Annotated in this window: 22 protein-coding genes and 2 tRNA genes; 8 read left to right on the top strand and 16 right to left on the bottom strand. The window is 67.5% G+C overall.

Annotated features, from left to right (window positions below; all coding sequences use genetic code 11):
- Positions 1-119: 119 nt before the first annotated feature.
- Genes HDA45_RS10950 through HDA45_RS10970 form a run of 5 tightly spaced genes read right to left on the bottom strand, consistent with a single transcriptional unit; the run spans position 120 to position 2,602 of the window.
- On the bottom strand, positions 120-716 hold the full coding sequence (locus tag HDA45_RS10950) for a DUF3558 domain-containing protein (RefSeq protein WP_343072047.1): 597 nt from the start codon (positions 714-716) through the stop codon (positions 120-122).
- Entirely contained in the window at positions 713-1,444 is a 732-nt protein-coding gene (locus HDA45_RS10955) for a hypothetical protein (protein WP_184894330.1), read from the bottom strand. Before HDA45_RS10955 ends, HDA45_RS10950 begins: the two co-directional genes overlap by 4 nt.
- Complete coding sequence (locus HDA45_RS10960) at positions 1,441-1,824, bottom strand: hypothetical protein (protein WP_184894332.1); 384 nt, start codon at positions 1,822-1,824, stop codon at positions 1,441-1,443. Before HDA45_RS10960 ends, HDA45_RS10955 begins: the two co-directional genes overlap by 4 nt.
- Entirely contained in the window at positions 1,821-2,132 is a 312-nt protein-coding gene (locus tag HDA45_RS10965; RefSeq protein WP_184894334.1) for a hypothetical protein, read from the bottom strand. The genes HDA45_RS10960 and HDA45_RS10965 overlap by 4 nt, the downstream gene beginning before the upstream one ends.
- Positions 2,133-2,137: 5 nt before the next feature.
- The gene (locus HDA45_RS10970; protein ID WP_343072048.1) at positions 2,138-2,602 is read right to left on the bottom strand and encodes a YbaB/EbfC family nucleoid-associated protein; all 465 of its coding nucleotides are present in this window, start codon (positions 2,600-2,602) and stop codon (positions 2,138-2,140) included.
- A gap of 506 nt (positions 2,603-3,108) precedes the next feature.
- On the opposite strand from HDA45_RS10970, the gene HDA45_RS10975 reads away from it, so the two are divergent.
- From HDA45_RS10975 to HDA45_RS43035, 3 genes are all read left to right on the top strand, one after another.
- On the top strand, positions 3,109-3,771 hold the full coding sequence (locus HDA45_RS10975) for a hypothetical protein (RefSeq protein WP_184894336.1): 663 nt from the start codon (positions 3,109-3,111) through the stop codon (positions 3,769-3,771).
- A 206-nt stretch (positions 3,772-3,977) separates the two neighbouring features.
- On the top strand, positions 3,978-4,145 hold the full coding sequence (locus HDA45_RS10980) for an Lsr2 family DNA-binding protein (RefSeq protein ID WP_184894338.1): 168 nt from the start codon (positions 3,978-3,980) through the stop codon (positions 4,143-4,145).
- A 513-nt stretch (positions 4,146-4,658) separates the two neighbouring features.
- Complete coding sequence (locus HDA45_RS43035; RefSeq protein ID WP_343072289.1) at positions 4,659-5,408, top strand: hypothetical protein; 750 nt, start codon at positions 4,659-4,661, stop codon at positions 5,406-5,408.
- Here HDA45_RS43035 and HDA45_RS10985 read toward each other — a convergent pair.
- The 3 genes from HDA45_RS10985 to HDA45_RS10995 all read right to left on the bottom strand — a co-directional run bounded on the left by HDA45_RS10985 (position 5,371) and on the right by HDA45_RS10995 (position 6,433).
- A tRNA-Glu gene (locus HDA45_RS10985) sits at positions 5,371-5,443 on the bottom strand. The two genes, HDA45_RS43035 and HDA45_RS10985, sit on opposite strands and share 38 nt — an antisense overlap.
- A gap of 132 nt (positions 5,444-5,575) precedes the next feature.
- Positions 5,576-5,647: transfer RNA gene (locus tag HDA45_RS10990), tRNA-Gln, on the bottom strand.
- Positions 5,648-5,698: 51 nt separating this feature from the next.
- Positions 5,699-6,433 carry an HAD-IA family hydrolase gene (locus HDA45_RS10995; RefSeq protein WP_184905493.1) on the bottom strand — a complete coding sequence of 245 codons (735 nt, stop codon included), beginning with the start codon at positions 6,431-6,433 and terminating at the stop codon, positions 5,699-5,701.
- A gap of 509 nt (positions 6,434-6,942) precedes the next feature.
- Between HDA45_RS10995 and HDA45_RS11000 the strand changes: the two genes are divergently transcribed.
- Complete coding sequence (locus HDA45_RS11000; protein ID WP_184894340.1) at positions 6,943-8,181, top strand: FAD-dependent oxidoreductase; 1,239 nt, start codon at positions 6,943-6,945, stop codon at positions 8,179-8,181.
- 61 nt (positions 8,182-8,242) lie between these two features.
- Here HDA45_RS11000 and HDA45_RS11005 read toward each other — a convergent pair whose 3' ends face one another.
- The 6 genes from HDA45_RS11005 to HDA45_RS11030 form a co-directional block, all read right to left on the bottom strand.
- Entirely contained in the window at positions 8,243-9,016 is a 774-nt protein-coding gene (locus tag HDA45_RS11005; protein WP_184894342.1) for a fumarylacetoacetate hydrolase family protein, read from the bottom strand.
- A gap of 19 nt (positions 9,017-9,035) precedes the next feature.
- The gene (gene cimA / locus HDA45_RS11010; protein WP_184894344.1) at positions 9,036-10,661 is read right to left on the bottom strand and encodes a citramalate synthase; all 1,626 of its coding nucleotides are present in this window, start codon (positions 10,659-10,661) and stop codon (positions 9,036-9,038) included.
- 459 nt (positions 10,662-11,120) lie between these two features.
- Positions 11,121-12,164 carry a 3-isopropylmalate dehydrogenase gene (locus HDA45_RS11015; protein WP_184894346.1) on the bottom strand — a complete coding sequence of 348 codons (1,044 nt, stop codon included), beginning with the start codon at positions 12,162-12,164 and terminating at the stop codon, positions 11,121-11,123.
- Between the two features lie 236 nt (positions 12,165-12,400).
- A complete protein-coding gene (locus HDA45_RS11020; RefSeq protein ID WP_184894348.1) occupies positions 12,401-15,805 on the bottom strand; it encodes a S8 family serine peptidase in 3,405 nt (1,134 codons plus the stop codon).
- 296 nt (positions 15,806-16,101) lie between these two features.
- Positions 16,102-17,700, bottom strand: a complete 1,599-nt coding sequence (gene serA / locus HDA45_RS11025; RefSeq protein ID WP_184894350.1) for a phosphoglycerate dehydrogenase — start codon at positions 17,698-17,700, stop codon at positions 16,102-16,104.
- 101 nt (positions 17,701-17,801) lie between these two features.
- Complete coding sequence (locus tag HDA45_RS11030) at positions 17,802-18,368, bottom strand: TetR/AcrR family transcriptional regulator (protein WP_184894352.1); 567 nt, start codon at positions 18,366-18,368, stop codon at positions 17,802-17,804.
- A 95-nt stretch (positions 18,369-18,463) separates the two neighbouring features.
- Between HDA45_RS11030 and HDA45_RS11035 the strand changes: the two genes are divergently transcribed.
- The 4 genes from HDA45_RS11035 to HDA45_RS11050 all read left to right on the top strand — a co-directional run bounded on the left by HDA45_RS11035 (position 18,464) and on the right by HDA45_RS11050 (position 21,909).
- Positions 18,464-19,372 (top strand): TIGR03620 family F420-dependent LLM class oxidoreductase, encoded by a 909-nt coding sequence (locus HDA45_RS11035; protein ID WP_184894354.1) that lies wholly within the window; start codon positions 18,464-18,466, stop codon positions 19,370-19,372.
- On the top strand, positions 19,369-20,205 hold the full coding sequence (locus tag HDA45_RS11040; RefSeq protein WP_184894356.1) for a TIGR03620 family F420-dependent LLM class oxidoreductase: 837 nt from the start codon (positions 19,369-19,371) through the stop codon (positions 20,203-20,205). Before HDA45_RS11035 ends, HDA45_RS11040 begins: the two co-directional genes overlap by 4 nt.
- The gene (locus tag HDA45_RS11045; protein ID WP_184894357.1) at positions 20,189-21,145 is read left to right on the top strand and encodes an ankyrin repeat domain-containing protein; all 957 of its coding nucleotides are present in this window, start codon (positions 20,189-20,191) and stop codon (positions 21,143-21,145) included. Before HDA45_RS11040 ends, HDA45_RS11045 begins: the two co-directional genes overlap by 17 nt.
- 620 nt (positions 21,146-21,765) lie before the next feature.
- Positions 21,766-21,909, top strand: a complete 144-nt coding sequence (locus HDA45_RS11050; RefSeq protein WP_184894359.1) for a hypothetical protein — start codon at positions 21,766-21,768, stop codon at positions 21,907-21,909.
- On the opposite strand, the gene HDA45_RS11055 is transcribed toward HDA45_RS11050, so the two are convergent.
- The gene (locus HDA45_RS11055) at positions 21,906-22,169 is read right to left on the bottom strand and encodes a DUF397 domain-containing protein (RefSeq protein ID WP_184894361.1); all 264 of its coding nucleotides are present in this window, start codon (positions 22,167-22,169) and stop codon (positions 21,906-21,908) included. The genes HDA45_RS11050 and HDA45_RS11055 overlap by 4 nt on opposite strands.
- 117 nt (positions 22,170-22,286) lie before the next feature.
- Positions 22,287-23,300, bottom strand: coding sequence for a ketol-acid reductoisomerase (gene ilvC / locus HDA45_RS11060; RefSeq protein WP_184894364.1), 1,014 nt, complete (start codon positions 23,298-23,300; stop codon positions 22,287-22,289).
- Positions 23,301-23,309 lie beyond the last annotated feature (9 nt).

Consider the following 23,309-nt stretch of genomic DNA (forward strand, 5'->3'; position numbering starts at 1 on the left):
CGATGGTCCGAGACGTTCGTTCGCGGCACGGAACCTATGAGTGGCTGCGAGAGCGTGGCCGCATCGACGTCACGTCGCCTGCTGACTTCCGCTCTTGGGCCTGGGCCGGATCGGCGAACCTAGCTGCGTAGGTTGCCGATGACGAACTCCGCCATTTTCTTGACCGCACCGCAGGGATCGTTCAGCCAGGGGCCCGCTTCCGGCTTGCCCCGGGTGTTGGCCTTGATGTGCACCAGCGTGTTGTCGTCGACGCCGAGAACCAGCCTGCACGCCAGAGGCCCCTCGTCACGCCTGCTCGGAATGTTCTCTTCGACATCCACGATCACCGCAGGGTAGCCGTTGATCGTCATCTCTTCCCAGTGGTTGCCGGCATCGCGGCCTTGGGCGCGGCCGCTGTACAACGTGCTGATGCTCTCCCGCAGCGGCGGAAACCAGGATGTGGTCACGTCGACCGACCGGCCGAGCACGATCAGGCATTGACCCTGCCGGGTCTGTTCGTGCCTGCCTTCACCGAAGCCGATGCTCCGCAGCTGCTCCACGGTGATCGCCGAACACGGATCGGCGATGAACTTGTTGCCGTTCAGCTGTGCGGGGATCGGCGGGACCGAGGCCGACGGTCCCGGCGGCGGAGGCGGCGGGCTCGTTCCGCAGCCGGCCATCACCACCAGTCCGCCGGCCATCAGCATGGCGAGCCCTCGGGCGGGACGTCGTGTCACGAAGGATCGGCTCCCGGTTTGATCCGCCAGCGGCGGGGTTCCCCGACTACCTCGACACTCGTGCCGACATCCGGGATCTTGGGGAAGGTGGTCTCGATGACCGTCAGCTCGAGACCGCTCCCGACCAGCGCTCCGATGTTGGTGATCATGCTGCCCAGGAGCGCGTTGCAGTCACGCCAGAACTTCTCGAACGCCGAGTTGATCGCGTCCACGAAGTCCTTGGCCGACAACGCGGCCAACGGCGGGACAAGCAACGACCCGAGAACGATCGCGAACTTCCCACTCAGCTGCGCCAGGTTCGCCGCACAGTTCCCGAGCGCGAGCAACAGGTTCTTGTACGTGTCGATCACCGTTGTCGCGATCGTGCTCATCGTTTTGGTCAGGCTCGTGATGGAGACCTGGCCCTTGTTCAGGCTGTCGACGGCCATCCCGGAATACATGGAGTACTGGTCGAACGCGTCACCACGCCACGCGGCCGTCAGCGACAGCTTCGTGTCATTGACGATCTCGGCCGCGTCCTTCAACTTGCTCTCCCTGGCGAAGGCCTCAGCCAACCTCAACGCCTTTGCCAAGTCACCGGCGACGAACACGCGAAGCTTGTCCAGCAGCCCGATGATCCCATGCGCGCCGATCAGGTCCGCGTACTCCCGGATCTTCGCGTCCGCGCCCTCCGGGTAGCTCATGGTGGCGAGTTCCGCGGCGCTCTGGCCCGGGTCGGGGGTGGTCACTTGATCTCACCCTCCAGCTTCTTCATCCGCTCATACGCTTCCTGATCCAGCTGCTCATAATGCTGGGCGGCCTTGCCCAGCGCCGCGCTCAGCACAGCGAGCTGAGTCGAGTTCGAGGCTGTGATTCGCTGAATCGTGTCGATGGCCGCGTTGTACCGGTCCACCGTCCCCAGACCGTTGAGACCGGGCATCAGGTTCGTCGCCGTTCCCGGCAAGCCCAGGTCGTATGCGCCGAGCGTGACGTCCGCCAGGTCCGCCACCGCGAAGTTCTGCAACAGTCCAGCCGCCTCGGCGATCGCGTCGGCCGCGGCCCGCAACTTCTCCGGATAGACGTGATAGCCCTGGCCGGGACCGGGGTCGAACGGATCCGGAATGCTCATACCAGCCGCTCCTCATCCCGAACAGCCGCCATCGCCGCCTCAAACCGGCGAGCCGCGGTCTCCTCGGCTCGCCGGATGCCCAGCAGCAGCTGCCGCGACAAGCTCGGCGCGCTGTAGTCCTTCATCGCGGCCACGTCCACCGAGACATCGACCAGCTCACCCGCACCGGTCACCGTCACCGACCCCAGCTCTCCCGGCAACGACCACGTGGCACGATCCCGTGCCGCGCTCGTCGCGGCCCGCTCGACCGCGGCCACCGTCGCGTCGATCTCCCGAGCCAGGTGATACAGCTCGTCCTGGTGACTCACCAGCGCTACCGCCCCTCGTCCTCGAGATCAGCGTCCAGGAAGTCGAGCTGATCGAAACTCTCCTCCTCGAACTCCCTGGCATCGGGACGCGCTCCACGCGGCTCAGCCGCCGTCGCGGCACGGGGAGGAGATGCCGGCACGGAGTCGTTCCATTGGCCCGCCGCAGGCCCAGGGGCGGGTTCGGGCATCCATTCCTGGTCCTTGTCCACCACCGCGCGCACCTTGGCTACACCGACCTGCGCGGCCGCACGACGGGCTACCGACACCGCCTCCAGCACCGCAGGCCCCAGCCGCTGCGGATGCGAGCTCCGGATCACATGATCCGCGATCGTCAGATCCACCAGCCTGCCCTGGCCAGTCACCACCGCCGACGCCACACCGTCAGCAGACTGCCCGGTGAACCGGGCCTGCTCCAACTCAACGTCAAGCTCCCCAGCCTGCTGCCGCAACCTGGGCACGTTCAATGACACGCCGGCTCGCCCTCCCCGTCGCCCGACATCTCCCCTGCTGGCCGCCCCACCGGCCACGCCGAGCTACTCCGTGATCGATACACGAGCGTAACCGGCCGAGCGGCCAGCGTAGTCGAACCTGCTGACCCGTGTCTCGTCATTCCCTGCACAGCCGGCGCCATGACCGAAGGCGGAAACCCCGACCCGATACGGTTACCAGTGCGGCTCACCGGTAGCCCGGGACCACCACCGATATCCGGCGAACGACCTTACGGCCGACGAACTAAATGCACGCGTGCTGCGCCGTATCACCACCTTCACCAGAGCAGGCGGCGAAACGCCGCCGAGTCCTCCCCCGCCGGCTTTGCTGCGCGCTCGCCGACGCGACGTCGTGCGACCGCCCGCATCACATCCAGATTTTGATCATGACGGTATGCTGCCCCCGCAGCGGCTACGGATGGTGTCGGACCTGCCGCTCCTCGCAGGAGACTGCAAGTTGTCGCTACATGCACTAGGCGGGGGTCAGGGTGCCGGTTGAGACTGAGGATGATGCGACGCGAGCGCCCCGGTCGGACTATTTTCGTGCCTCCGATCTCGGCGCGGTCCTGGCCGGTGTGGTCTCTGGCGCCGTCGGCGCTTACGCCTACTACAGCGACGTGCTGAGGCCGCTGGCGCACAGCTTCACCATCTGGATCGTGCTGGTCGTCGCGGTGACCGCCGGCGCACCTCGTCGGCGCGCGGTGATCCGAGCGACCGGAGCGCTGATCGCGGCTGTTCTTGCCTTTTATTGGGGCAAGGCCCTGTTCTATGGCATCAAGTACGAGGGCATGCCGTACCAGATCGACGTGTCGACGACAACGCTGTGGTGCGCACTGGCGATCGCAGGCGGCCTCCTCGCCGGCTTCCTCTTGAATACGATCGGGCGAACCGATATCCGCGGCACGGTCGCTACCGCCGCGGTAATCGGACTGTTGATCGCCGACGTTGTCCGGCAGTCCGGCCGCTCAGGCATCGGCGTCCTACTGCTCGCGACGGCAGTCGCGATCGGCTTCGTGGGCTTTCGAGGGATTCGCTCGGTACGCCAAGGCATCCAGGTTACAGCCTGCGCAATCCCCCTGGGAGGCCTCGGCTTCGTAGTCGTGTCCGCGCCGGACATCATCGAGGAAGTCCTGATCAGACTGGAGCACTAGCTCCTACCGCCTTCGGACGCCTCGTCGACGACCGCCAGCCCGGTCCGCGAGAAACCAGATTCTTCTCGCGATTCGACGCCTCGAATCTCAGTGCCGCCGAGAAACCTCCGTTCAGCGCCTTCAGGTTACGAACTACTCAAAGCCACCGACCACACCGGCGCGCTCTGGCCGCGCTCACTGACAGCGAACGCGGCCAGTAGACGACCATGGCGCCGGTCGACCGCGAGCGCAACCAGCAGTTCCGCGCCTGGGCATCGGCGAACGGCTACTCGATTGCCGAGCACGGTCGCATCCCCAACGAGATCCACGAAGCGTTCGACAACGCCGACACGGTGGCAGCCGACATTCTGCTGGCGTTCTGCCACCGCCGATGACCGCGCCCACCATTTCTCAGGGGCTGTCCGGCAGCCGCGCGCAACGCGTTCTCCAACGCCGCATCAACCAGTCCATTGCCGAGTACGAGGTCCTCAACACCCTGGAACAGTCCTGGGGCGGGCTCTGCACCCACGTCCGAGACGGCTGGAACATCGGCAAGCCACCGCACGGATACAAGGCAAAGGTTCTGCCTCACCCGAACCCGACGAAGGCCGACAAGGGCAAGACCAAGTCTCGTCTTGCACCGGACGGGCTCCGGGCCGAGACCGTCACACAGATCTTGCGCTGGCGGTACTACGACGGTCTCGGCTGCGAGACCATCGCGGACCTGCTCAACGCCGATCTCGAGCGCTACCCACCGCCGACTGCACCCAGCAAGGCTCGGACTCGGGGCTTCTGGGGGCGAAGTGCGGTCGACAACATCAGCACCAACCCCAACCACCAATCCGCACCCACAGACCGAACGCACCTACCTGTTCCGGGGCAGGGTCGTCCACAGCTGCGGACGCCGCATGATCGGAGACTCCCGGAAGGGGCGGCCGACGTACTACCTGTGCTGGCCCCGGAAGAACAACCGCGGCGGCGCCGACCCACACGCCGATCTGCCCACCGCGGTCAGGATCCGCGAAGACGAGCTCCTGGACGCCGTCGGATGCTTCTTCGCCGACCGCATCTTCGGACCTGACCGTACGTCCATTCTGGAAGCCGACCTGGCCACTGTGGACGACACCGCCGCACAAGCACGCGCCGAAGACAGAGAACGCCTCCAACGACAGCTAGCCGACATCGAACGCAAACAGGAAGTCCTGCTCCGGCAAGCCCAAAACGGTGCACCTGGCGATCCGTTCGCGAAGGCGCTGAGGCAAAGCTTCAACGAGCTGGCAACGACCAAGAACACCGTTCAAGCCGAAGTGGCGCAGCTGAACGCGCAAGACACCGAGACTCCAGAACCACCCACACCATCGGACCTGAGCCTCCTGGACGCTGTTCCCTACTTACGAGTCAACTTGGCCAGAGCTCCACAGCCCCTGCTTCAGGCACTCTTCGAGGTGACACAGCTCACCGTGCATTTGAACGGCCGCGGCGACGAAGTGACGATCGGGATTAAACTGCCAGCAGATCAAGTGACCGCGATAGCGAAAGCAGGAGAAAGGATCACCGAAGCCATGTCAGCTCCCGAAATAGCAAAAAGCGTCGATCAAAATGATCGACGCTTTTTGCGAGTACCCCCGATGGGATTCGAACCCACGCTACCGGCGTGAGAGGCCGGCGTCCTAGGCCGCTAGACGACGGGGGCTAGGATCTTTCCTCCTTCAGAAGGAGGTTTTCAGTTGTTCACCTGCTGTGTTGCTGTGGAGAAACTTACCAGACCGGGTTTCCCGCCTTCGCAGGGGGGTCACTCTGTGTTTCACTCCGGAGAGTTCTCCAGCTGGGGTACCAGGACTCGAACCTAGACTAACTGGACCAGAACCAGTCGTGCTGCCAATTACACCATACCCCAGTGAGGTACCGTTCCGATCTTGACCGGCTCGGTGCCGCACGAGAAAGAATACTAGAGCACGCTGTTCCGCACCGTGAAAGCGGGGGTCTCCGCGGCGCGCTGGGCCGGGACGCCGAGCTTCGCGAACTCGGAAACGAGCAGCTCAGGCAGCTCGTCGAGGCCGGAGATGGTGTGCACGCCCGCCGGAGCGCGCTCGGCGATGCCGTCCCGGTCGAGCCAGACGGCGCCCAGGCCGGCGTCGCGTGCGCCGATGGCGTCGGTGTCGAGTTTGTCGCCGACGTGGACGGCCTGGGCCGGGTCGCAGCCGAGGCCGAGGCAGACCGAGTGGAACATCACGGGGTCCGGTTTGGCTACTCCGAGTTCACCGGCGATGGCCACGTGGTCGAAGAACCGGGCGAGCCCGAGGTCGGCGATCTTCTTGCGCTGATGTACGCCCGAGGCGTTCGTGACCGCCGCGACGAGGACGCCGGCGGCCCGCAGCCATTCCAGGCACGGGAGGACATCTTCGAACAATTGCCACGAACGAGTGAGGATTTCACGACGGCGTCTTTCGAAGCCGGTGACCTGGTCTTCGTCGGCCAGAATGCCGATCTCCGCGAGGAAGCATTCCGTACGCCGGTGATGCATGGTCGCGTAATCGATTTCACCCGCGACCACCAGCGCGACATGCTCCTCGGTGATGAGGTCCCACAGGGGCCAAAGGTCGTTCTGGCCGGTGAGCTCGCGCAGGCTGAGCCGGATCGCCGCCGTGCAGTCGATCAGCGTGTCGTCGATGTCGAGACACACCAACCGCAATTCCGGGGGCTCCCAAGGGGCTCCGTCCGGAACGGCCGGAGTGGTTCGTGACGGGGTCCGGGGCACGAGAGCGAAATCCACCAAGTGAGGCTAGGGCACACAGCGCGATCGCGACTCTGCCGATGAGGTGATTAAAGCTGCTCTGTTCCGGCGCGGGCACTCTACTCCCAGTTGGCGAGATGTCGTGTTTTAGTTACAGGACAACGGACGGCCGGGTGAATCGCCGATACCCCCGCGACACGTCCGATTCGCCGCACGCACACCCTGTGATGACAACGGAATCCTGAATCGCGGACAGTCCACAAGGGCGCTTCCGCGACCGCTGTCCTTCCAGGACTGTCATGCCGCCTTAAGTCCTTTTTGGACGGTGAAGGTGGTGAGACCCACGCCATAGCCCGAACAGCGTATCCGCCCGGATGGCGCTTGACGCACCCCTCGAGCAGGTGCATGCTGAGCTTATTCAACAAGTGATGAATAAGAGTTTCGAAGGGGTGGGACGGATGAACGAACGCACGAACTGCGTGGTCGTCGGCGGTGGCCCCGCGGGCATGGTCGCCGGGTTGTTGCTGGCCAGGGCCGGGGTCGAGGTCACGGTGCTCGAGAAGCACAAGGACTTCCTGCGGGACTTCCGCGGCGACACCGTGCACCCGTCGACGCTGACCCTGCTCGACGAGCTGGGCCTCGGCGAGAAATTCCTCAGCCTGCCGCACAGCGAGATCGCCTACGCCGGCTTTCCCGCAGAAGACGGCACCATGATGCGGCTGGCCGACCTGACCAGGCTGAAGGTGCCGCATCCCTTCATCGCGATGGTCCCGCAGTGGGACTTCCTGGACCTGCTGGCCGACGCCGGCGCGAAGGAACCCACGTTCACGCTGCGGCAGAGCACCGAGATGACCGGGCTGATCCTGGAGCAGGGCCGGGTGTCGGGAGTCCGCTACCGCGACGCCGAGGGCAAGACCGGCGAACTGCGCGCCGACCTGGTGATCGCCGCCGACGGCCGCTGGTCGCTGGCCCGGCGGGAGGCCGGGCTGATCCCGAGGGAGTACGACACCCCGTTCGACGCGTGGTGGTTCCGGATCTCCCGGCGGGACGGCGAACTCGAAGGCAGGCTGACGCCGAAGATGCGGAACCGGCGATTCGCCGTGCCGCTGCCGCGGAAAGGGTACTTCCAGGTCGCCTATCTCGGCCCCAAGGGCGAGGACCTGCGGACCAAGGGCATCGAATGGTTCCGGGAGAACGTGGCCGAAGTCTGCCCCGAGTTCGCCGATCGCGTGGACGAGCTGAAGACGACCGACGACGTCAAGTTCCTCGACGTCAAGATGAACCTGCTGCGGAAATGGCATCTCGACGGGCTGCTGTGCATCGGTGACGCGGCACACGCGATGTCACCGGTGGGCGGGGTCGGCATCAATCTCGCCGTGCAGGACGCGGTCGCGGCCGCCACCCTGCTCGCCGAGCCGCTCCGCCGCGGCAGGCCGGCGGAGGCCGAGTTGGCGAAGGTCCGCAAACGCCGTCTCGCGCCGACGATGCTGGTGCAGGGGCTGCAACGGCTGTTGCACAAGAACATCATGCGGCCGGTGATGGAGGGCAGGCGCAACGGCCCGCCGGCGGTGATGGTGAAGCTGTTCAGCCGCTTCCCGGTGCTTTCCTACCTCCCCGCGCGGGTGCTGGGCCTGGGCCTCCGGCCGGAGCACGCGCCGGCGTTCGCACGACGTGCGATGGAGCCGGCAGACGGTTAGCGAAAAAGAAAGGCCCCTCCGCGCGAAGTTCGCGCACGAGGGGCCTTTCACCAGACTCGTGTCAGATGTCCTGGACCGGGTTGGTCAGGGTGCCGATGCCTTCGATGGTGATCGAAACGGACTGGCCGTCCTCGATCGGGCCCACGCCCTCGGGCGTGCCGGTCAGGATGACGTCGCCGGGCAGCAAGGTCATCACGCCGGACACGAACTCGACCAGCTCGGGGATCTTGTGCACCAGGTCCGACGTCCGGCCGTCCTGTTTGAGCTCACCGTCCACCTCGGACTTGAGCGCGAGGTCGGCGGCGTCGAGCGAGGTCTCGATCCAGGGGCCCAGCGGGCAGAAGGTGTCGAACCCCTTCGCCCGGCCCCACTGGCCGTCGGCCTTCTGCAGGTCACGCGCGCTGACGTCGTTCGCGACGGTGTAGCCGAGGATCGCGCTCGCCGCGCGGGCGGCGGGCACGTTCTTGACCGGCTGGCCGATGACGATCGCCAGCTCACCCTCGAAATCCACCCGGCCGACGCCGCGGGGGCGGCGGATGGGCGCGTGGGGGCCGATCACCGTCGTCGACGGCTTGATGAACAGCATCGGGTCCGTCGGGATCTCGTTGCCGAACTCGGCCGCGTGCTTGGCGTAGTTCCGGCCGACCGCGATCACCTTCGACGGCAGGATCGGCGCGAGCAGCCGGACGTCGGCGAGCGGCCACCGCTTGCCGGTGAAGTTGGGGTTGGCGCCGAAGGGGTGCTCGGCGATTTCCAGTACCTGGGCGTCGTCGCCGTCCCCTTCGATCGAAGCGAACGCGACACCACCGGGATGAGCAATTCGGGCTAGACGCACTCCCCCACTGTACGACTCCTCAGGCCGGGGCTTCGCTGAGGGACTTGTGCACGAGCGCGTCGCACAACGCGAGCCAGCTCGCCTCGACGATGTTGCCGTGCACGCCGACGGTGGTCCATTCCCGCTCGCCGTCGCTCGTCTCGACGAGCACGCGCGTGACGGCGTCGGTACCAGGGTGGCCGGGCAGGATGCGAACCTTGTAGTCGGCGAGCTCGACACTGTCCAACCAGGACAGGTGCGGGCTGAGCGCCTCGCGCAGTGCGGCGTCGAGCGCGTGCACGGGGCCGTTGCCTTCGGCGGTGGCGATCACGCGCTGCCCGGCGACGTGCACCTTCACCGTCGCTTCGGAGACGACCTCGCCGTCGGAGCGGTGGTCCAGGACGACCCGGTAAGACTCGAGTTCGAACGGCGGTTCGTCGAGGACGTCGCTCTGCGGGCCGTCAACCTCCCGCCGCAGCAAAAGTTCCAGTGAAGCGTCCGCGGCCTCGAAGGACCAGCCTTCGGATTCGAGTTGCTTCACCTTGCGCACGGCGCTCGTCAGCGCCTCGGGCTGGCCGGCAAGGTCGACCCCGAGCTCACGTCCCTTGAGCTCCAGGCTGGCCCTGCCGGCCATCTCGGTGACCAGTACCCGCATGTCATTGCCGACAGAAGCTGGATCGATGTGGTTGTACAGCAACGGATCCACCTTGATCGCGCTCGCGTGCAGTCCCGCCTTGTGGGCGAAAGCCGACGCCCCTACGTAAGCCTGGTGGGTGTAGGGGGCGAGGTTGGCGATTTCGGCAAGGGCATGGGAGACCCGGGTGAGCTCGGTGGCACCTCCGGTCGGGAGGACCTCCATCCCGAGCTTGGTCACCAGATTTCCCGTCACGGCGAACAGATCGGCGTTACCCGCCCGTTCGCCGTAACCATTGGCGGTGCACTGGACGTGCGTCACGCCGGCCTGCACGGCGGCGACGGAATTCGCCACCGCGCAGGAAGTGTCGTCCTGACAATGGATTCCGAGCCGGAATCCGGTCCTTTCCTTGACCTCGCGGACGGTTTCCGCGAGGCCGAGCGGCAGCTGGCCGCCGTTGGTGTCGCACAGCACGGCGACGTCGGCGCCCGCGTTCACCCCCGCGTCGAGCACCTTCAAAGCGGTGTCCGGGGAGAACGCGTAGCCGTCGAAAAAGTGTTCCGCGTCAAGGAAGACGCGGCGGCCCTCGCCGACGAGGAAGGCGACGGTGTCCCGCACCATCGCGCAGGCTTCGTCGACGTCGACCCGCAGCGCGCGTTCGATGTGACGGAGGTCCGATTTGGCCACCAGCGTGATCACCGGCGCCTGGGAATCGAGCAGGGCCCGCACCTGCTTGTCCTGGTCCGCGGTGGTGCCCGCTTTTCGCGTCGCGCCGAAGGCGACGAGCGCGGCGTGGCTGAGTTTCAGTTCGCCGGAAGCGGCGCGGGCGAAGAATTCCGTGTCCTTGGGCAGCGCGCCCGGCCATCCGCCTTCGATGAACCCGACCCCGAGATCGTCGAGCAGCCTCGCCACCGCCAGTTTGTCCGTGACGGAGTAGGAGATCCCCTCGCGCTGCGCGCCGTCGCGCAACGTCGTGTCGTACAGGTGGAAAGCGTCGCCGAGCGGTGTATCGGCGGGCTCCTTGCGGGTCACGGGAATCTCCTTGTGGCGGGAGGGCGAAGCTGGTTCAGGCAACAAAAAAACCTCCCGCATGGGTGCGAGAGGTTGCGCGCCGGGGGCTCTTGTGGAGCTGTTATCCGGCGCGCTCGGCGATAATGATGGTGCAGGAGGTCACGAACGCATCATGGCACACGCTCCGCCGGGCGTCCACAAGCCGGGCGAGGGTTCCCACTTCCTGAGAGTGACTGAAGGCTCCAGTGACGCAAATCGACTCTCCTCGTGATCAGACACGGAACTCGCGTGATCAGGGACGTGACTCGCGTGATCAGAGGCGGAACACCGAGTGCCGCGTCCAATAACGCGAGTCACGTCTGTGGTCACGCGAGTCACGTGTCTGATCACGCGAGTAACGAGTTGCCCGCATCTGACGCAGCGAAGGGGCCCTTCACCGCGTGAGATGCGGTGAAGGGCCCCTTCAGCCCGTCGTGAGAACTACTGCGTGACCGGGCGCACGTTCGACGACACGAGAGCCGCCAGCCGGTCACCGATCGCGTGCGTCGCACCGGGCGACGCCTGATCGCGGGTCGCGAGATCGAAGGCGACCGAAGCCTCGATCCGCCGCGCCGCTTCCTTCTGTCCCAAGTGGTCCAACAGCAGCGAAACCGACAGCACCGCGGCGGTCGGGTCGGCGAGACCCTGGCCCGCGATGTCCGGCGCGCTGCCGTGCACCGGCTCGAACATGCTCGGATTCCGCCGCGTGATGTCGAGGTTCCCGCTCGCCGCCAGCCCGATGCCGCCGGTCACCGCCGCCGAGAGGTCGGTGACGATGTCGCCGAACAGGTTGTCGGTCACGATGACGTCGAACCGGGACGGGTCGGTCACCAGGTGGATCATCGCCGCGTCCACATGGGAGTAAGCGACGGTCACCTCCGGGTGCTCCAGCGAGACCTCTTCGACGATCCGCGACCACAGCGAGCCCGCGTACTCCAGCACGTTCGTCTTGTGCAGGAGCGTCAGGTGCTTGCGGGGCCGCGCCTCGGCACGGTTGAACGCGTCGGTCACCACGCGCCGGACGCCGAACGCCGTGTTGACGCTGACCTCCGTCGCGATCTCGTTCTCGGTGTCCTTGCGCAGCAAGCCACCGTTGCCGGCGTAGGGGCCTTCGGTGCCCTCACGTACGACGACCATGTCGATCTCGCCGCCCTCGGCGAGCGGGCCGCGCACCCCCGGGTACAACCGGGCGGGGCGCAGGTTCACATGGTGGTCGAGCTCGAACCGGAGACGCAGCAGCAGGCCACGCTCCAGAATGCCGCTCGGCACCGTCGGGTCGCCCACCGCGCCCAGCAGGATCGCATCGTGCTGACGGAGTTCACCGAGTACCGACTCCGGCAACAGCTCACCGGTGGAGTGCCACCGGGCGGCGCCGAGGTCGTAGTTCGTGGTCTCCGCCGTCGGTACGACCTCACCGAGCACCTTGAGCGCCTCGGAGACCACTTCGGGCCCGATCCCGTCTCCTGGGATCACCGCGAGCCGCATCCACACACCTCCGTAGACCAGGCCACCGGCAGTCCGGATGGCCCATCCGCAAGAAAACGCCAGCAGCGGAAGGTTACCGGCTGTAGCCCGGTAGCCGTAGCCGCACCACCCTTATGCCGGAGGCTCCCACAGAGCGAGACAGCCGAAAGAGTGAATACAAGAAGGGACGCCCTGGCGCGAAGCTTGCCGCCAGGGCGTCCCTCACCTCATAGAACGCGGGTTACCGCAGTTCAGTGTCAGCCGACACCGATCGGCTGACGTCCGGTGTGCCGTCCGCCGTTACCCGGCCGGTCGACACCCGAATTGCCACCACCGGCGTTCGTCTGGATCTTCACCACGTTCGCCCGGTTGCCCGAGGCGTTGTGGTGATCGATCGCCAGCAGGCCGAGAACGGTGTCCTGCGCGGCCGCGTTGCGGTTGACCACCAGCGCCGTGCCCGGCTTCGCGACGTAGCCCAGCGCGGAGTCGCCGCCGCCCTGGACGGTGTACGCGGGAGCCAAGGCGTCGAACGCGAGCGGCGTGCCGACGTAGTCGATCGTCGACGAGCCGGCACCCGGTGCCGCGTAGAACCCGGAGGTCCCGACCGTGTAGCTGATCTTGTGCGACGCGGCGTTCGGGTCGATGCCCAGCGCGGCGATGCTCACCGGCAGCACGACGACGTTGGTGTCGTACACGTTCGTGTCGACGTCGCCGAGCTGGCCGTTGACCGGCTGGATGTCCACCTGCGGGAAGCCCGGCTTCAGCGCCACCGTGACGGCGACCAGGACGTCGGTCGCGGTCACCTTGGTGACATAGGTCTCGAAGTCCGGCTGCCCGTCGCCCGTGGTGTCGATGTCCACGAACGGCGAGGTGTTGCTGCCCAGGTTGGCCAGGTCGCTCCAGGTGGTGAGGCCGAAGGCCAGCAACGCGTTCTCCGGCTCACCCTGCGCCTTGGCCAGCGGGGCCGTGGACGCCGCGCCGATGTAGCGCAGGTCACCACCCTTGGCGGTCTGGTTCAGCGTGCAGTCGGTGGTGACGTCGCCGTCGCACTCGGGCAGCTGCGGGGATTCCGCCTGCAGTTCGAGCACGCTGATCAGCGAGCGGTACCGCTGCGGACCGGTGCCCTGGTCCACGCCCTTGCCGGTCAGGTTCAGCACGGCCTGGTTCTGGCCCGCGCCGAAGTTGACGTTGCCCGGGGTGCTGATGGACGAGACGGGCTTCGGCGCGGAGTACACCGAGAGCCGCAGCGGAACGGTCGTGCCGCTCTTCGGGGTGAACGCGATCCGGCCGGAGGCGTCCGCCACGAACTGCCGGGCGAGGCCGACCTGCGTCGCCGCCATGGTCGGGTCCATGACCTTGCGGAGCGCCTTGGGGTCGGCGATCTTCAGGGTCACCTTGACCAGCGCGACACCGCGCGGGCTCAGCTTCACGGTCGGCTTGTCCACTGTGTACTCGACACCGGGGAGCGCGTTCACGGCTTCGTAGCCCACCGAGTACTCGACCGGCTTGAGGCCCTTGTTGACCACCTTGACCGTCTTGGTCAGGGTGACCGGACCGCCCGCTTCGACGACGCCGAAGTTGACCGTGACGGAGCCGGGGTTGTCGACGACGTAGGCCAGGACCTGGTTGTCCAGCGCGGCCTTCGCGTCGATCCGGCCGCTGCCGACGCGCTGCGGACCGTAGGTGCGGCCCGAAGCGTCGTGGATGTCGTGACCGGCGGTGTTGATGACCGAGGCCTTGACCTCCTCGACCGACCAGTCGGGGTGCGCCTGACGGATCAGGGCGGTGATACCCGAGGTGTGCGGTGCCGCCATCGAGGTCCCGGAGATGACCAGACGGCCCGCCCCGCTTCCGCTCAACGCCGACGAGATCGAGTCACCCGGCGCCGCGACGTCCGGCTTGACGGCCGGTCCGCGCCCGCCACGCGAGGTGAACGAGCTCGGGGTGTCCACAATGGTCTGGTCGAAGGTCGGCACGGACACGCGGCCCTTGCCGGTCATGCGAACCTGCAGCGTTCCGGCGTTGAGCGCCGGGCGCAGCGAAGCGGTCGCGCTGCCGGTCAGCTGGAACGTCGGCGTGGCCGCGTTGCCCGCGATACCGGCCGAGAAGTGCTCCAGGGTGGACGAGAACACCGCGCCCTTGGCACCGGCGGCCTGCGCGTTGTTCGAACGGGCGCCCGAACCGCAGGCGCGGGTCGCGTCGTTGTCGTCCCATTCGAGCCAGACGATCTTGCCCGCGGCCTTCGCCTTGTCGGCGTCGGAGTACGGGGCACATCCGGCCGCGTTGGCGGCGGACAGGGAGACCACCGGCGCGGTGACGTCGAGCGTGTCGTAGGTCGCGTAGTTCTGGCTGAACTGCCCGGTCTTCGCGCCCTTGACCCCGGCGGGGGCCACGGCCTCGATGGCGTCGCGCAGGACGGACGCGTCACGGCTGCTGGCGACGGTCAGCGCCTCGGGCGTGTTGCCCGGCGCGCCGCCGACGTCGTTGAGGTCGCCGCCGTTGCCCGCGGAGAACACCGGGACGACGTTGTTCGCGGCGATCTTGCGCACGAACAGCGAGTCCGGGTCGTCCGGGGTGGCGAAGTCGCCGCCCAGCGACAGGTTGACCACGTCGAGGTGGTCGGTGAAGTCACCGTCACCGTCCGGGTCGAGCGACCAGTCGAGCGCCTGCGAGGTGACGTTGGTCGAGCCGTCGCAGCCGAAGACCTTGATCGCGTACAGGAGGGCCTTGGGCGCGGTGCCCGGGCCGATCTGCATCGCTTCGAGCTTCTTCTTGTTCAGCTTCTTGTAGTCACCCGTGAACGTCTTGCCCGCTTCGTCCACGCCGAATCCGGCGACCGTGCCCGCGACGTGCGTGCCGTGGTGGCCGCACGAGAGCGGGTTGGGGTCCGGCTTCGGGGTCTTGAGGGCCGGGTCGGCGCTGCCCGAGTCGTAGGCGTCGCCGACCAGGTCGATACCGCCGACGACCTTGTCGGTCGGGAAGGCGGGGGTGGCCTGGTCGCGGTTGATCGCGTTGTACGCCGCGGCCGTACCCGGACCGCCGAAGTCGGCGTGGGTGTAGTCGATGCCGTCGTCGATCACGCCGACGCGGATGCCGTCGCCGTAGCGGCCGGTCTGCTGCCACGAGGCGAGCGTGTTGGTCAGCTGGACCGCGCTGGAGTTGGTGCGGGTCTTCGGCACGACCTTCTTGACCGAGACGACGTCCGGCCGCTTCGCCAGCTCGCGGATCTTCGCGGCGTCGGCCGTGACGACCGCGCCCGCGACCGCGTTGGAGGTCTGGGTGACCAGCTGGGTCCCGGCGTCGGCGGCCTTGAGCTGCCCGACGACGGAGTTCACCGTCGCGGCGGCGTCGGCCTTGGCGTCCTTGGCCGCCTTCTTGGCCTTCTCCTTGCCGGCACCCTTGTTCTGCTCGGCGTTGAAGGCGTCGACGGCGGGCTGCTTGGCCAGCTCGACGAAGGCGGTGATCTGGCCTTGGGCGGCCTTGAGCTTCGGCTCGACCTTCCCCTGGAATCCGTTACGGTCGATCTTCGCCGGCGTGACGCCGTCCGCGAGGGGGACATCCTGTGCGGCCGCGGTCGCGCCCGTCACGGACGTCGCGAGCAACGCGGCGAAGACCGCGGCCGATGAGCGGATGGCCCACCGGGGTACGCGGGATCTGTTCATGAGTACGTGCCCTCACTCGAGGCCTTGACTCGGAACCTGCCTGCCGCTCGAACACACCCCCGACGGTGAGCCCCGGCGCCGCGCCGTGCCCTTGACGGCGCGATGGTTCGGCCTCGCCGGAAGAACCTATCGGCCCGTCCACCCGACTTCAGTAGGCAATTTTCACCCGTTATTGAATCTTGCTCTTCGCAATCTTGTGGCCACCAGGGGAAAAGTGCACGGAGAACAACTACGACTTGTTGCCAGATAACGAAAGCCGCGTCCGGAGACGCGGCTTTCGTTACAGGCTTTTCAGGTCAGCCGAAGTTGACGGCGCGAATGGTGTGCGCGCCGACGGTGGCGCCGATCGGCTCCAGCAGGTGCGAGTCCACGGAACGGTCCACACGCAGCAGCATGACCGCGTCCGCGCCGTCGGTGGTCTGGCTGATCTGCGCGGCCTCGATGTTGATGCCCGCCTCGCCGAGCAGCGTGCCGACGCGGCCCATGATGCCCGGCCGGTCCGGGTACTCGAGCAGCAGCACGTTGCCCTCGGCACGCAGGTCGAAGTGGCGGCCGTTGACCTCGACCAGCTTCTCGACCTCGTCCTTGCCGGTGACCGAACCGGACACCGAGAGGGTCGCGCCGTCGGAGTAGACCGCGCGGACGGTGACCAGGCTGCGGAACTTGGGGCTTTCGGGCTCGGTGACCAGTTCGACCTGGACACCCAGCTCCTCCGCCACCCGCGGCGCGTTCACGAAGGTGACCTGGTCTTCGACGACGCCGGAGAACACGCCGCGCTCGGCCGCGAGCGGCAGCACGCTGACGTCCTCGTTGGACAGTTCGCCCTTGACCACGACGGTGACCGAGGTCGGCGCCTTCGGGTTGAGCGCGGTCAGCACGGTGCCGAGCTTCTGGGTGAGCGAGAGGTACGGGCGGACGTGCTCGCCGACCGTGCCGCCGCCCGCGACGTTCACCGCGTCCGGCACGAAGTCGCCGCGCAGCGCGAGCAGCACGGACTTCGCGACGTCGGTGCCCGCGCGGTCCTGCGCCTCGGCCGTCGACGCGCCGAGGTGCGGCGTGACGACGACGTTCGGCAGGCCGAACAACGGGCTCTCGGTGGTGGGCTCGGTGACGAACACGTCGATACCGGCGCCGCCGACGTGACCGGAGCTGACCGCGTCCGCCAGTGCCTGCTCGTCGATCAGCCCGCCACGCGCGGCGTTGACGATGATGACGCCCTGCTTGACCTTCTTGAGCGCCTCGGCGCCGATCAGGCCCTTGGTCTCCGGGGTCTTGGGCAGGTGGATGGAGATCGCGTCGGCGCGCTCCAGCAGCTCGTCCAGCGTGACCAGCTCGATGCCGAGCTGCGCGGCGCGCGCGGCCGAGACGTAGGGGTCGTAGGCGATGAGCTTGGTGTCGAAAGCGGCGAGACGCTGCGCGAACAGCTGGCCGATCTTGCCGAGGCCGACCACGCCGACGGTCTTGCCCTGGATCTCGATGCCCGAGTAGCTGCTGCGCTTCCACGCGCCGCCCTGGAGGCTCTGGTCCGCGGCCGGGACCCGGCGGGCGACCGCGAGCAGCAGCGCGACGGCGTGCTCGGCGGCGGAGACGATGTTCGACGTCGGCGCGTTGACCACCAGGACACCGCGTTCGGTGGCGGCGGGGACCTCGACGTTGTCCAGTCCGACACCGGCGCGGGCGACCACCTTGAGCGAGGTGGTGGCGGCGAGGACCTCGGCGTCGACCTTGGTCGCGGACCGCACGAGCAGCGCGTCCGCCGTCTTCACGGCTTCGAGCAGCGCGGGGCGGTCCGTGCCGTCCACATGCTGGACCTCGACCTCGTCGGAGAACACGCTCAACACGGAAGGCGCGAGCTTCTCGGCGATGAGGACGACGGGCTTGTTCGGCTTGGTCACGATACGGCTCCCACTATCTGGTCTGTGCCTGCGACTCACTGTTGACGGTCACGCCGTTGTGCCCGGTTGCGCCGCAGTTTAGACCTGGTGACAGGGGATTGTTAACTCGCCCGTAATCCGGCGAAAACGAGATCGAGGAGCCGCTCGAGCCCCTTGTCACCCGAAAGGTGTTCACTGGCCCAGGAAAGCGCGTGGAGCACCACCAGCAATTCGTTCACCGTGACGTCCGCCCGGAGCTCCCCGGAGGCCTTCGCCCGTTCCACCAGATGGGACACGCCGTCCCGCATGGCGTGACATGACGCGTACAGCGGCGAGGTCTCGTCGTTGAGGACGTCGACCATCAGGTCGGGCAGCCCGCGATAACGCGCCGACTGCTCACCCATTCCGGCGAGCCAGGTCTTCAGCGCGCTCAGCGGCTCCGGCGAGTCCAGGAGTTCGCGGGCGACCTCGGCCTGCGTGTCGAACCCCTCGCGGAGCACCGTCTCGACCAGGTCCTCCCGCGTCGGGAAGTGCCGGTAGAGCGTTCCGATCCCGACACCGGCCTGACGCGCGATCTCTTCGAGCGACGCGTCGACCCCGTGCGCCGCGAAGGCGCGCCTCGCCTCTTGGAGGAGGCGCTCGTAGTTACGCCTGGCGTCCGCGCGCAGCGGCTTCTTCACGGTGTCCATCGCGCTCCCGAGCTTAGTCTCGACAAATCGGAGGCAGCCTCCGTATAGTCGGCGAGGTAACCGGAGGCTGCCTCATGTTAGCTGGGGAGACTGAAATGAACCTGATCGAAGACACCCGCGACCGGCTGGGACCGGTGGGCGTCTGGCTGCCTGTCGGCATGTTCACGCCGACACCCGACGAGGAACGGCGGGCGACGCAGCGGCTGGAACAAGCGGGGTATCGCACCGTGTGGGGTGGCGAAGGGCCGGGGAACCGGGAGCTGTTCGCGTACAGCGCCATCACGCTCGCCGCCACCGAACGGGTGGTCGTCGGCACCGGGATCGCCAACATCTGGTCGCGGCCCGCGTACACCACCCAAAGCGGTGGACGGACGCTCGCGCAGGCCTTCCCCGGCCGGTTCGTACTCGGCGTCGGGATCGGCCACGCACACCAGGCAGCGAAGACCGGCTCGGCGTACCGGCCGCTCGAACAGACCCGTGACTACCTCGCGGGCATGTCCGCGGCGGAGGAGGAATTCCCTTCGCCGGTCCCGTTTCCGCGGATCCTCGCCGCCGTCGGCCCGAAGATGCTCGAACTCGCGCGGGACATGGCGGACGGCGCGCATCCGTTCGCCCAGCCCTTCGAGCACACGCCGTACGCGCGCGAGATCCTCGGCCAGGACAAACTGCTCATCCCCACCCATTCGGTCCTGCTCGGCGACCGCGAACAGGCGCGGGCGGACGTCGCGAAGAGCATCGAACTGATGAAGCAGTACGACATCCCGCACTACTTCAAGGGCTGGAAGCGGCTGGGCTACACCGACGCCGACATCGACGGCGTCAGCGACAGGCTCGTGGACGGGCTGACAGCGTGGGGCGACGAGGAGAAGATCGCGGCCAGGATCAAGGAACTGGTGGACGCCGGCGCGGACACCGTGCTCGTCACCCCCGTCGGCGACGATCTCGAGACGCTCGTGACGCAGTTGGAGCGGCTGGCCCCGGCGCTGACCGCGGTGGCCCGATGAGCGTCGGGATCTGGACGTTCTCCTTCGACGGCAAGGAAATCGGCGAAGTCCGCGATGCCGCCTCGGAAGTCGAAGAGCTCGGCTTCGACACGTTGTGGTTCGGGGAGTACCGGGGACGGGAGGCCTTCACCCAGGCCGGGCTGCTGCTGGCGGCGACCTCGCGGCTGACGGTCGCCACCGGTATCGCGCGCTTCGGCCATCGGGAACCGATCGCCGCCGCCGCGGCCGAACGGACACTCGCCGAGGCATATCCGGGCCGGTTCATCCTCGGGCTCGGCGGACATCTTCCGGGCGCCAAACCGCTGGACGCGATGCGCGGATACCTCGACGGGATGGACGCGGCCGAACTGTCCACACCGGACTTTCCGCGACGACGGCTCCTGGCCGCGCTGGGGCCGAAGATGCTCTCTTTGGCCGCGGAACGCGCGGACGGTGCGCATCCGTACTTCGTCCCGGTCGAACACACCGCGCTGGCCCGCAAGATCATGGGACCTTCGGCTTTCCTCGCCGTCGAACAGGCCGTGGCGCTGGGCTCGGACCGGGAGATCGCCCGGAAACACGTGTCGATGTACCTGGAGCTGGCCGCCCACCACCGGGCGAATCTGCGGCGGTTCGGCCACACCGAGGTGGACTACGGTTCCGATCGGCTCGTGGACGCGCTGGTCGCCGTCGGGGAGGACGCGATCTCCGAGCGGGTGCAGGCACACCTGGACGCGGGGGCGGACCATGTCTGCCTGCAGGTCCTGACCGAGGACGACCGGATCCCGCTGGCCGAATGGCGGCTTTTGTCGGGGGTCGGCGGTAACGTGCGGAAGCGTGACGTCACCGGCTGAGCTCGCCTTCGAGAACGCACGGGAACTGATCGACGCGCGGGACCTCGCCGGTCTCGCGCGCCTGATCGGCGACCTGCCCACGCTCGTCCATGCGCACGGGAAGAACGGGAACGACCTGCTCGGCATGGCCGCCGCGACCCGCGACGAGCGGCTGTGCCGGATCCTGCTCGACCACGGGGCCGATCCGGCGTCGGCCAACGTGCACGGCTGGACGGCGCTGCACCAGGCAGGTTATGTCGGGTTGCCGCTACTGGTCACGATGCTGCTCGACGCGGGCGCCCCTGTCGACGTGCCCGCCCGCGGCGACGGCGGGACACCCCTGGTGGTCGCGCTGTTCTGGGGCCACCGCGAGGCCGCCGAGGTGCTGGCCGCGCGAAGCCTGTCCCCCGCCAATCTGCGCGTCGCGGCCGGTTTGGGACACGCGGACCTGCTCGACGCGCTGATCGCGCCGGACGGCACGCTCTCCCCCGCGGCGGGCGCGCATCGCGAGTTCCACCGTCCCCACAGCGGTTTCCCGGAATGGCGGCCGAGCGAAGATCCGGCCGAGATCGTCAACGAGGCGCTCGCGTGGGCCGCGCGGAACGACCGGTCGCAGGCGGTGCGGACCCTGGTGGCGCGTGGCGCGGAGGTGGACGCCGACGTCTACCGGGGAACCGCGCTGACCTGGGCCGCCGCGCAAGGGAAGGCCGAGGTGATCGGGACCTTGGCCGAGCTGGGCGCTTCGGTGAACCGTCAGGGGACTTTCGGCGGGCTTTCCCACGGCGAGGGGGTGACGGCGCTGCACCTCGCAGTGCAGGGTGGGCACGTGGACGCCGTTCGCGCGTTGCTGGCGGTGGGGGCGGATCCTTTGCTCGAGGATTCCTTGTACTCGTCGTCCGCCGTGGGGTGGGCTGAGCATTTCGGGCACCGGGAGATCCTGGCGGTCCTGCGGGGTTCGTGAGGCTTGGGCGGTTCGCGCTGGGCCGGGTCGGTCATACCTTTCTGTTGGAGCCAATACCTTCTTAGGTGGTGTCCTTGTAAGTCATGCTCGCGGTTTTCGCGACCAGACTTGCTCCGGCAGCGCCTAGGTGGGGTCGCCTCTTCACGACTGCCGTGCAGCGGTGTCGCGAAAGCCACTTTCGGGACGTCTGATGTCCTGAAAGTGGCTTTCGCGACACCGGAGAGAGCTGACGCGACCCCTTCGAGACCGGGCAGGCCGGGCGGGGCGGCGGCGTTGCGAAAGCCACTTTCGCAACCCTCAACGTTGCCAAAGTGGCTTTCACAACGCACTCCCGCAGGCCCCGGGCACCCGCTGCCCCGAACCTGACGACCCGTAGCCCACCCGAGCCACACCGAAAGCACGACACTCACCGAACACTGAACCCCCTGCAAGCGATCAACCAGACCGCCTGAGCAGCCCCGAAGCCCTCGAACCCGCCGACCTCGAAAGACCCACCCCCACCCCCGACCCAAACCCTGGTCCAGGCGCACGCCGCCAGCCTCAACCCAGTCGACCGGAAGACCCGCGAGACCGACCCGATGAGCGACCCGCCGTTCGTCCTCGGCTGAGACAATTCCGGCGTGGCCGAGGAAGTCAGCGCGCACGCGGAATACGCCGCCACACCGAGCCGTCACTTCGGCGCTCCGGTCAAATCCCGCGATCACGCCGACCATCTCGCCATCACGGCCGCCACCGGACGGCCCGGCGAACCGGACACCGTCTAAACAGGAAGGTCGAACTCGCCGTCCTTCACGCCTTTCACGAAGGCGTCCCATTCCCTCGGGGTGAACACGAGGACGTGGCCTTCCGGATCCGAGGACTGGCGCATCGCGGTGTAGGTGACGCCGTCCGCGTGCGAGACCAACGCGTACTCGACGCAGTCTTCGAGATTCGCGCCGTCCGGTTCCGCCCGGATCCACTTCGCGTCGCTCAAGTCCAGTTCCGGCCGGATGTGGGCTTTGTCGTCCACCGGCTGCTCACTCATGGTGTCCACGGTATCGCTTTCCGGCGCGCAAGCTGAGGGGAACTTTGCCCACATCAGATGCGACGAAGGGGCCCTTCACCGCATTGGATGCGGCGAAGGGCCCCTTCGGCCCAAGAACTAGGCGGTCTCGGTGATCGGCCGGTCCACCCACGACATCAGGTCGCGCAGCTTCTTGCCGGTCGCCTCGATCGGGTGCTCGTCACCCTGCTTCTCGAGCTTGGTGAAGTTCGGCCGTCCGGCCTCGTCCTCGGCGACCCATTCGCGGGCGAAGGTGCCGTCCTGGATCTCGCCGAGGATCTTCTTCATCTCTTCCTTGACCGCCGGCGAGATGACGCGCGGGCCGCGGGTCAGGTCGCCGTACTCGGCGGTGTCGGAGATCGAGTAGCGCTGACGCGCGATGCCGCCCTCGTACATGAGGTCGACGATCAGCTTCAGCTCGTGCAGCACCTCGAAGTAGGCGATCTCCGGGGCGTAGCCGGCCTCGGTGAGCACCTCGAAACCGGTCTGCACCAGCGCGGAGGCGCCGCCGCAGAGAACGGCCTGCTCGCCGAAGAGGTCGGTCTCGGTCTCCTCGGTGAAGGTCGTCTTGATGACACCGGCGCGGGCGCCACCGATGGCGGCCGCGTAGGAGAGCGCGAGCGCCTGCGCGTTGCCGGAGGCGTCCTGCTCGACCGCGATGAGCGCCGGGACGCCCTTGCCGTCGACGAACTGGCGGCGGACCAGGTGGCCCGGGCCCTTCGGCGCGACCATGGCGACGTCGACGCCTGCCGGCGGCTTGATCAGGTCGTAGCGGATGTTGAAGCCGTGACCGAAGAACAGCGCGTCGCCGTCCTTGAGGTGCGGCTCGATGTCCTTCTCGTAGATCGCGCGCTGCTTCGTGTCCGGCGCGAGGATCATGATCAGGTCGGCTTCGGCGCTGGCCTCGGCGGGCGTGAGCACGCGGAGACCCTGCTCCTCGGCCTTGGCCCGCGACTTCGAGCCCTCGGGCAGACCGATGCGGACATCGACGCCGGAGTCGCGCAGGCTCAGCGAGTGCGCGTGACCCTGGCTGCCGTAGCCGATCACGGCGACCTTGCGACCCTGGATGATCGAAAGGTCCGCGTCGTCGTCGTAAAAGATTTCCACTGCCATGAGGGGTAC

Origin of the sequence: Amycolatopsis umgeniensis (assembly GCF_014205155.1) — a bacterium.
In the GTDB taxonomy this organism is placed as follows: domain Bacteria; phylum Actinomycetota; class Actinomycetes; order Mycobacteriales; family Pseudonocardiaceae; genus Amycolatopsis; species Amycolatopsis umgeniensis.

Excerpts from the sequence above, each read along its gene's own strand:
- HDA45_RS11030 (WP_184894352.1), bottom strand. The coding sequence starts at position 18,368 with ATGGACACCGTGAAGAAGCCGCTGCGCGCGGACGCCAGGCGTAACTAC.
- ilvC (WP_184894364.1), bottom strand. The coding sequence starts at position 23,300 with ATGGCAGTGGAAATCTTTTACGACGACGACGCGGACCTTTCGATCATC.
- HDA45_RS11035 (WP_184894354.1), top strand. The coding sequence starts at position 18,464 with ATGAACCTGATCGAAGACACCCGCGACCGGCTGGGACCGGTGGGCGTC.
- HDA45_RS43035 (WP_343072289.1), top strand. The coding sequence starts at position 4,659 with ATGATCGGAGACTCCCGGAAGGGGCGGCCGACGTACTACCTGTGCTGG.
- HDA45_RS11040 (WP_184894356.1), top strand. The coding sequence starts at position 19,369 with ATGAGCGTCGGGATCTGGACGTTCTCCTTCGACGGCAAGGAAATCGGC.
- HDA45_RS11055 (WP_184894361.1), bottom strand. The coding sequence starts at position 22,169 with ATGAGTGAGCAGCCGGTGGACGACAAAGCCCACATCCGGCCGGAACTG.
- HDA45_RS11000 (WP_184894340.1), top strand. The coding sequence starts at position 6,943 with ATGAACGAACGCACGAACTGCGTGGTCGTCGGCGGTGGCCCCGCGGGC.
- HDA45_RS11020 (WP_184894348.1), bottom strand. The coding sequence starts at position 15,805 with ATGAACAGATCCCGCGTACCCCGGTGGGCCATCCGCTCATCGGCCGCG.
- HDA45_RS10960 (WP_184894332.1), bottom strand. The coding sequence starts at position 1,824 with ATGAGCATTCCGGATCCGTTCGACCCCGGTCCCGGCCAGGGCTATCAC.
- HDA45_RS10980 (WP_184894338.1), top strand. The coding sequence starts at position 3,978 with ATGGCGCCGGTCGACCGCGAGCGCAACCAGCAGTTCCGCGCCTGGGCA.
- HDA45_RS11015 (WP_184894346.1), bottom strand. The coding sequence starts at position 12,164 with ATGCGGCTCGCGGTGATCCCAGGAGACGGGATCGGGCCCGAAGTGGTC.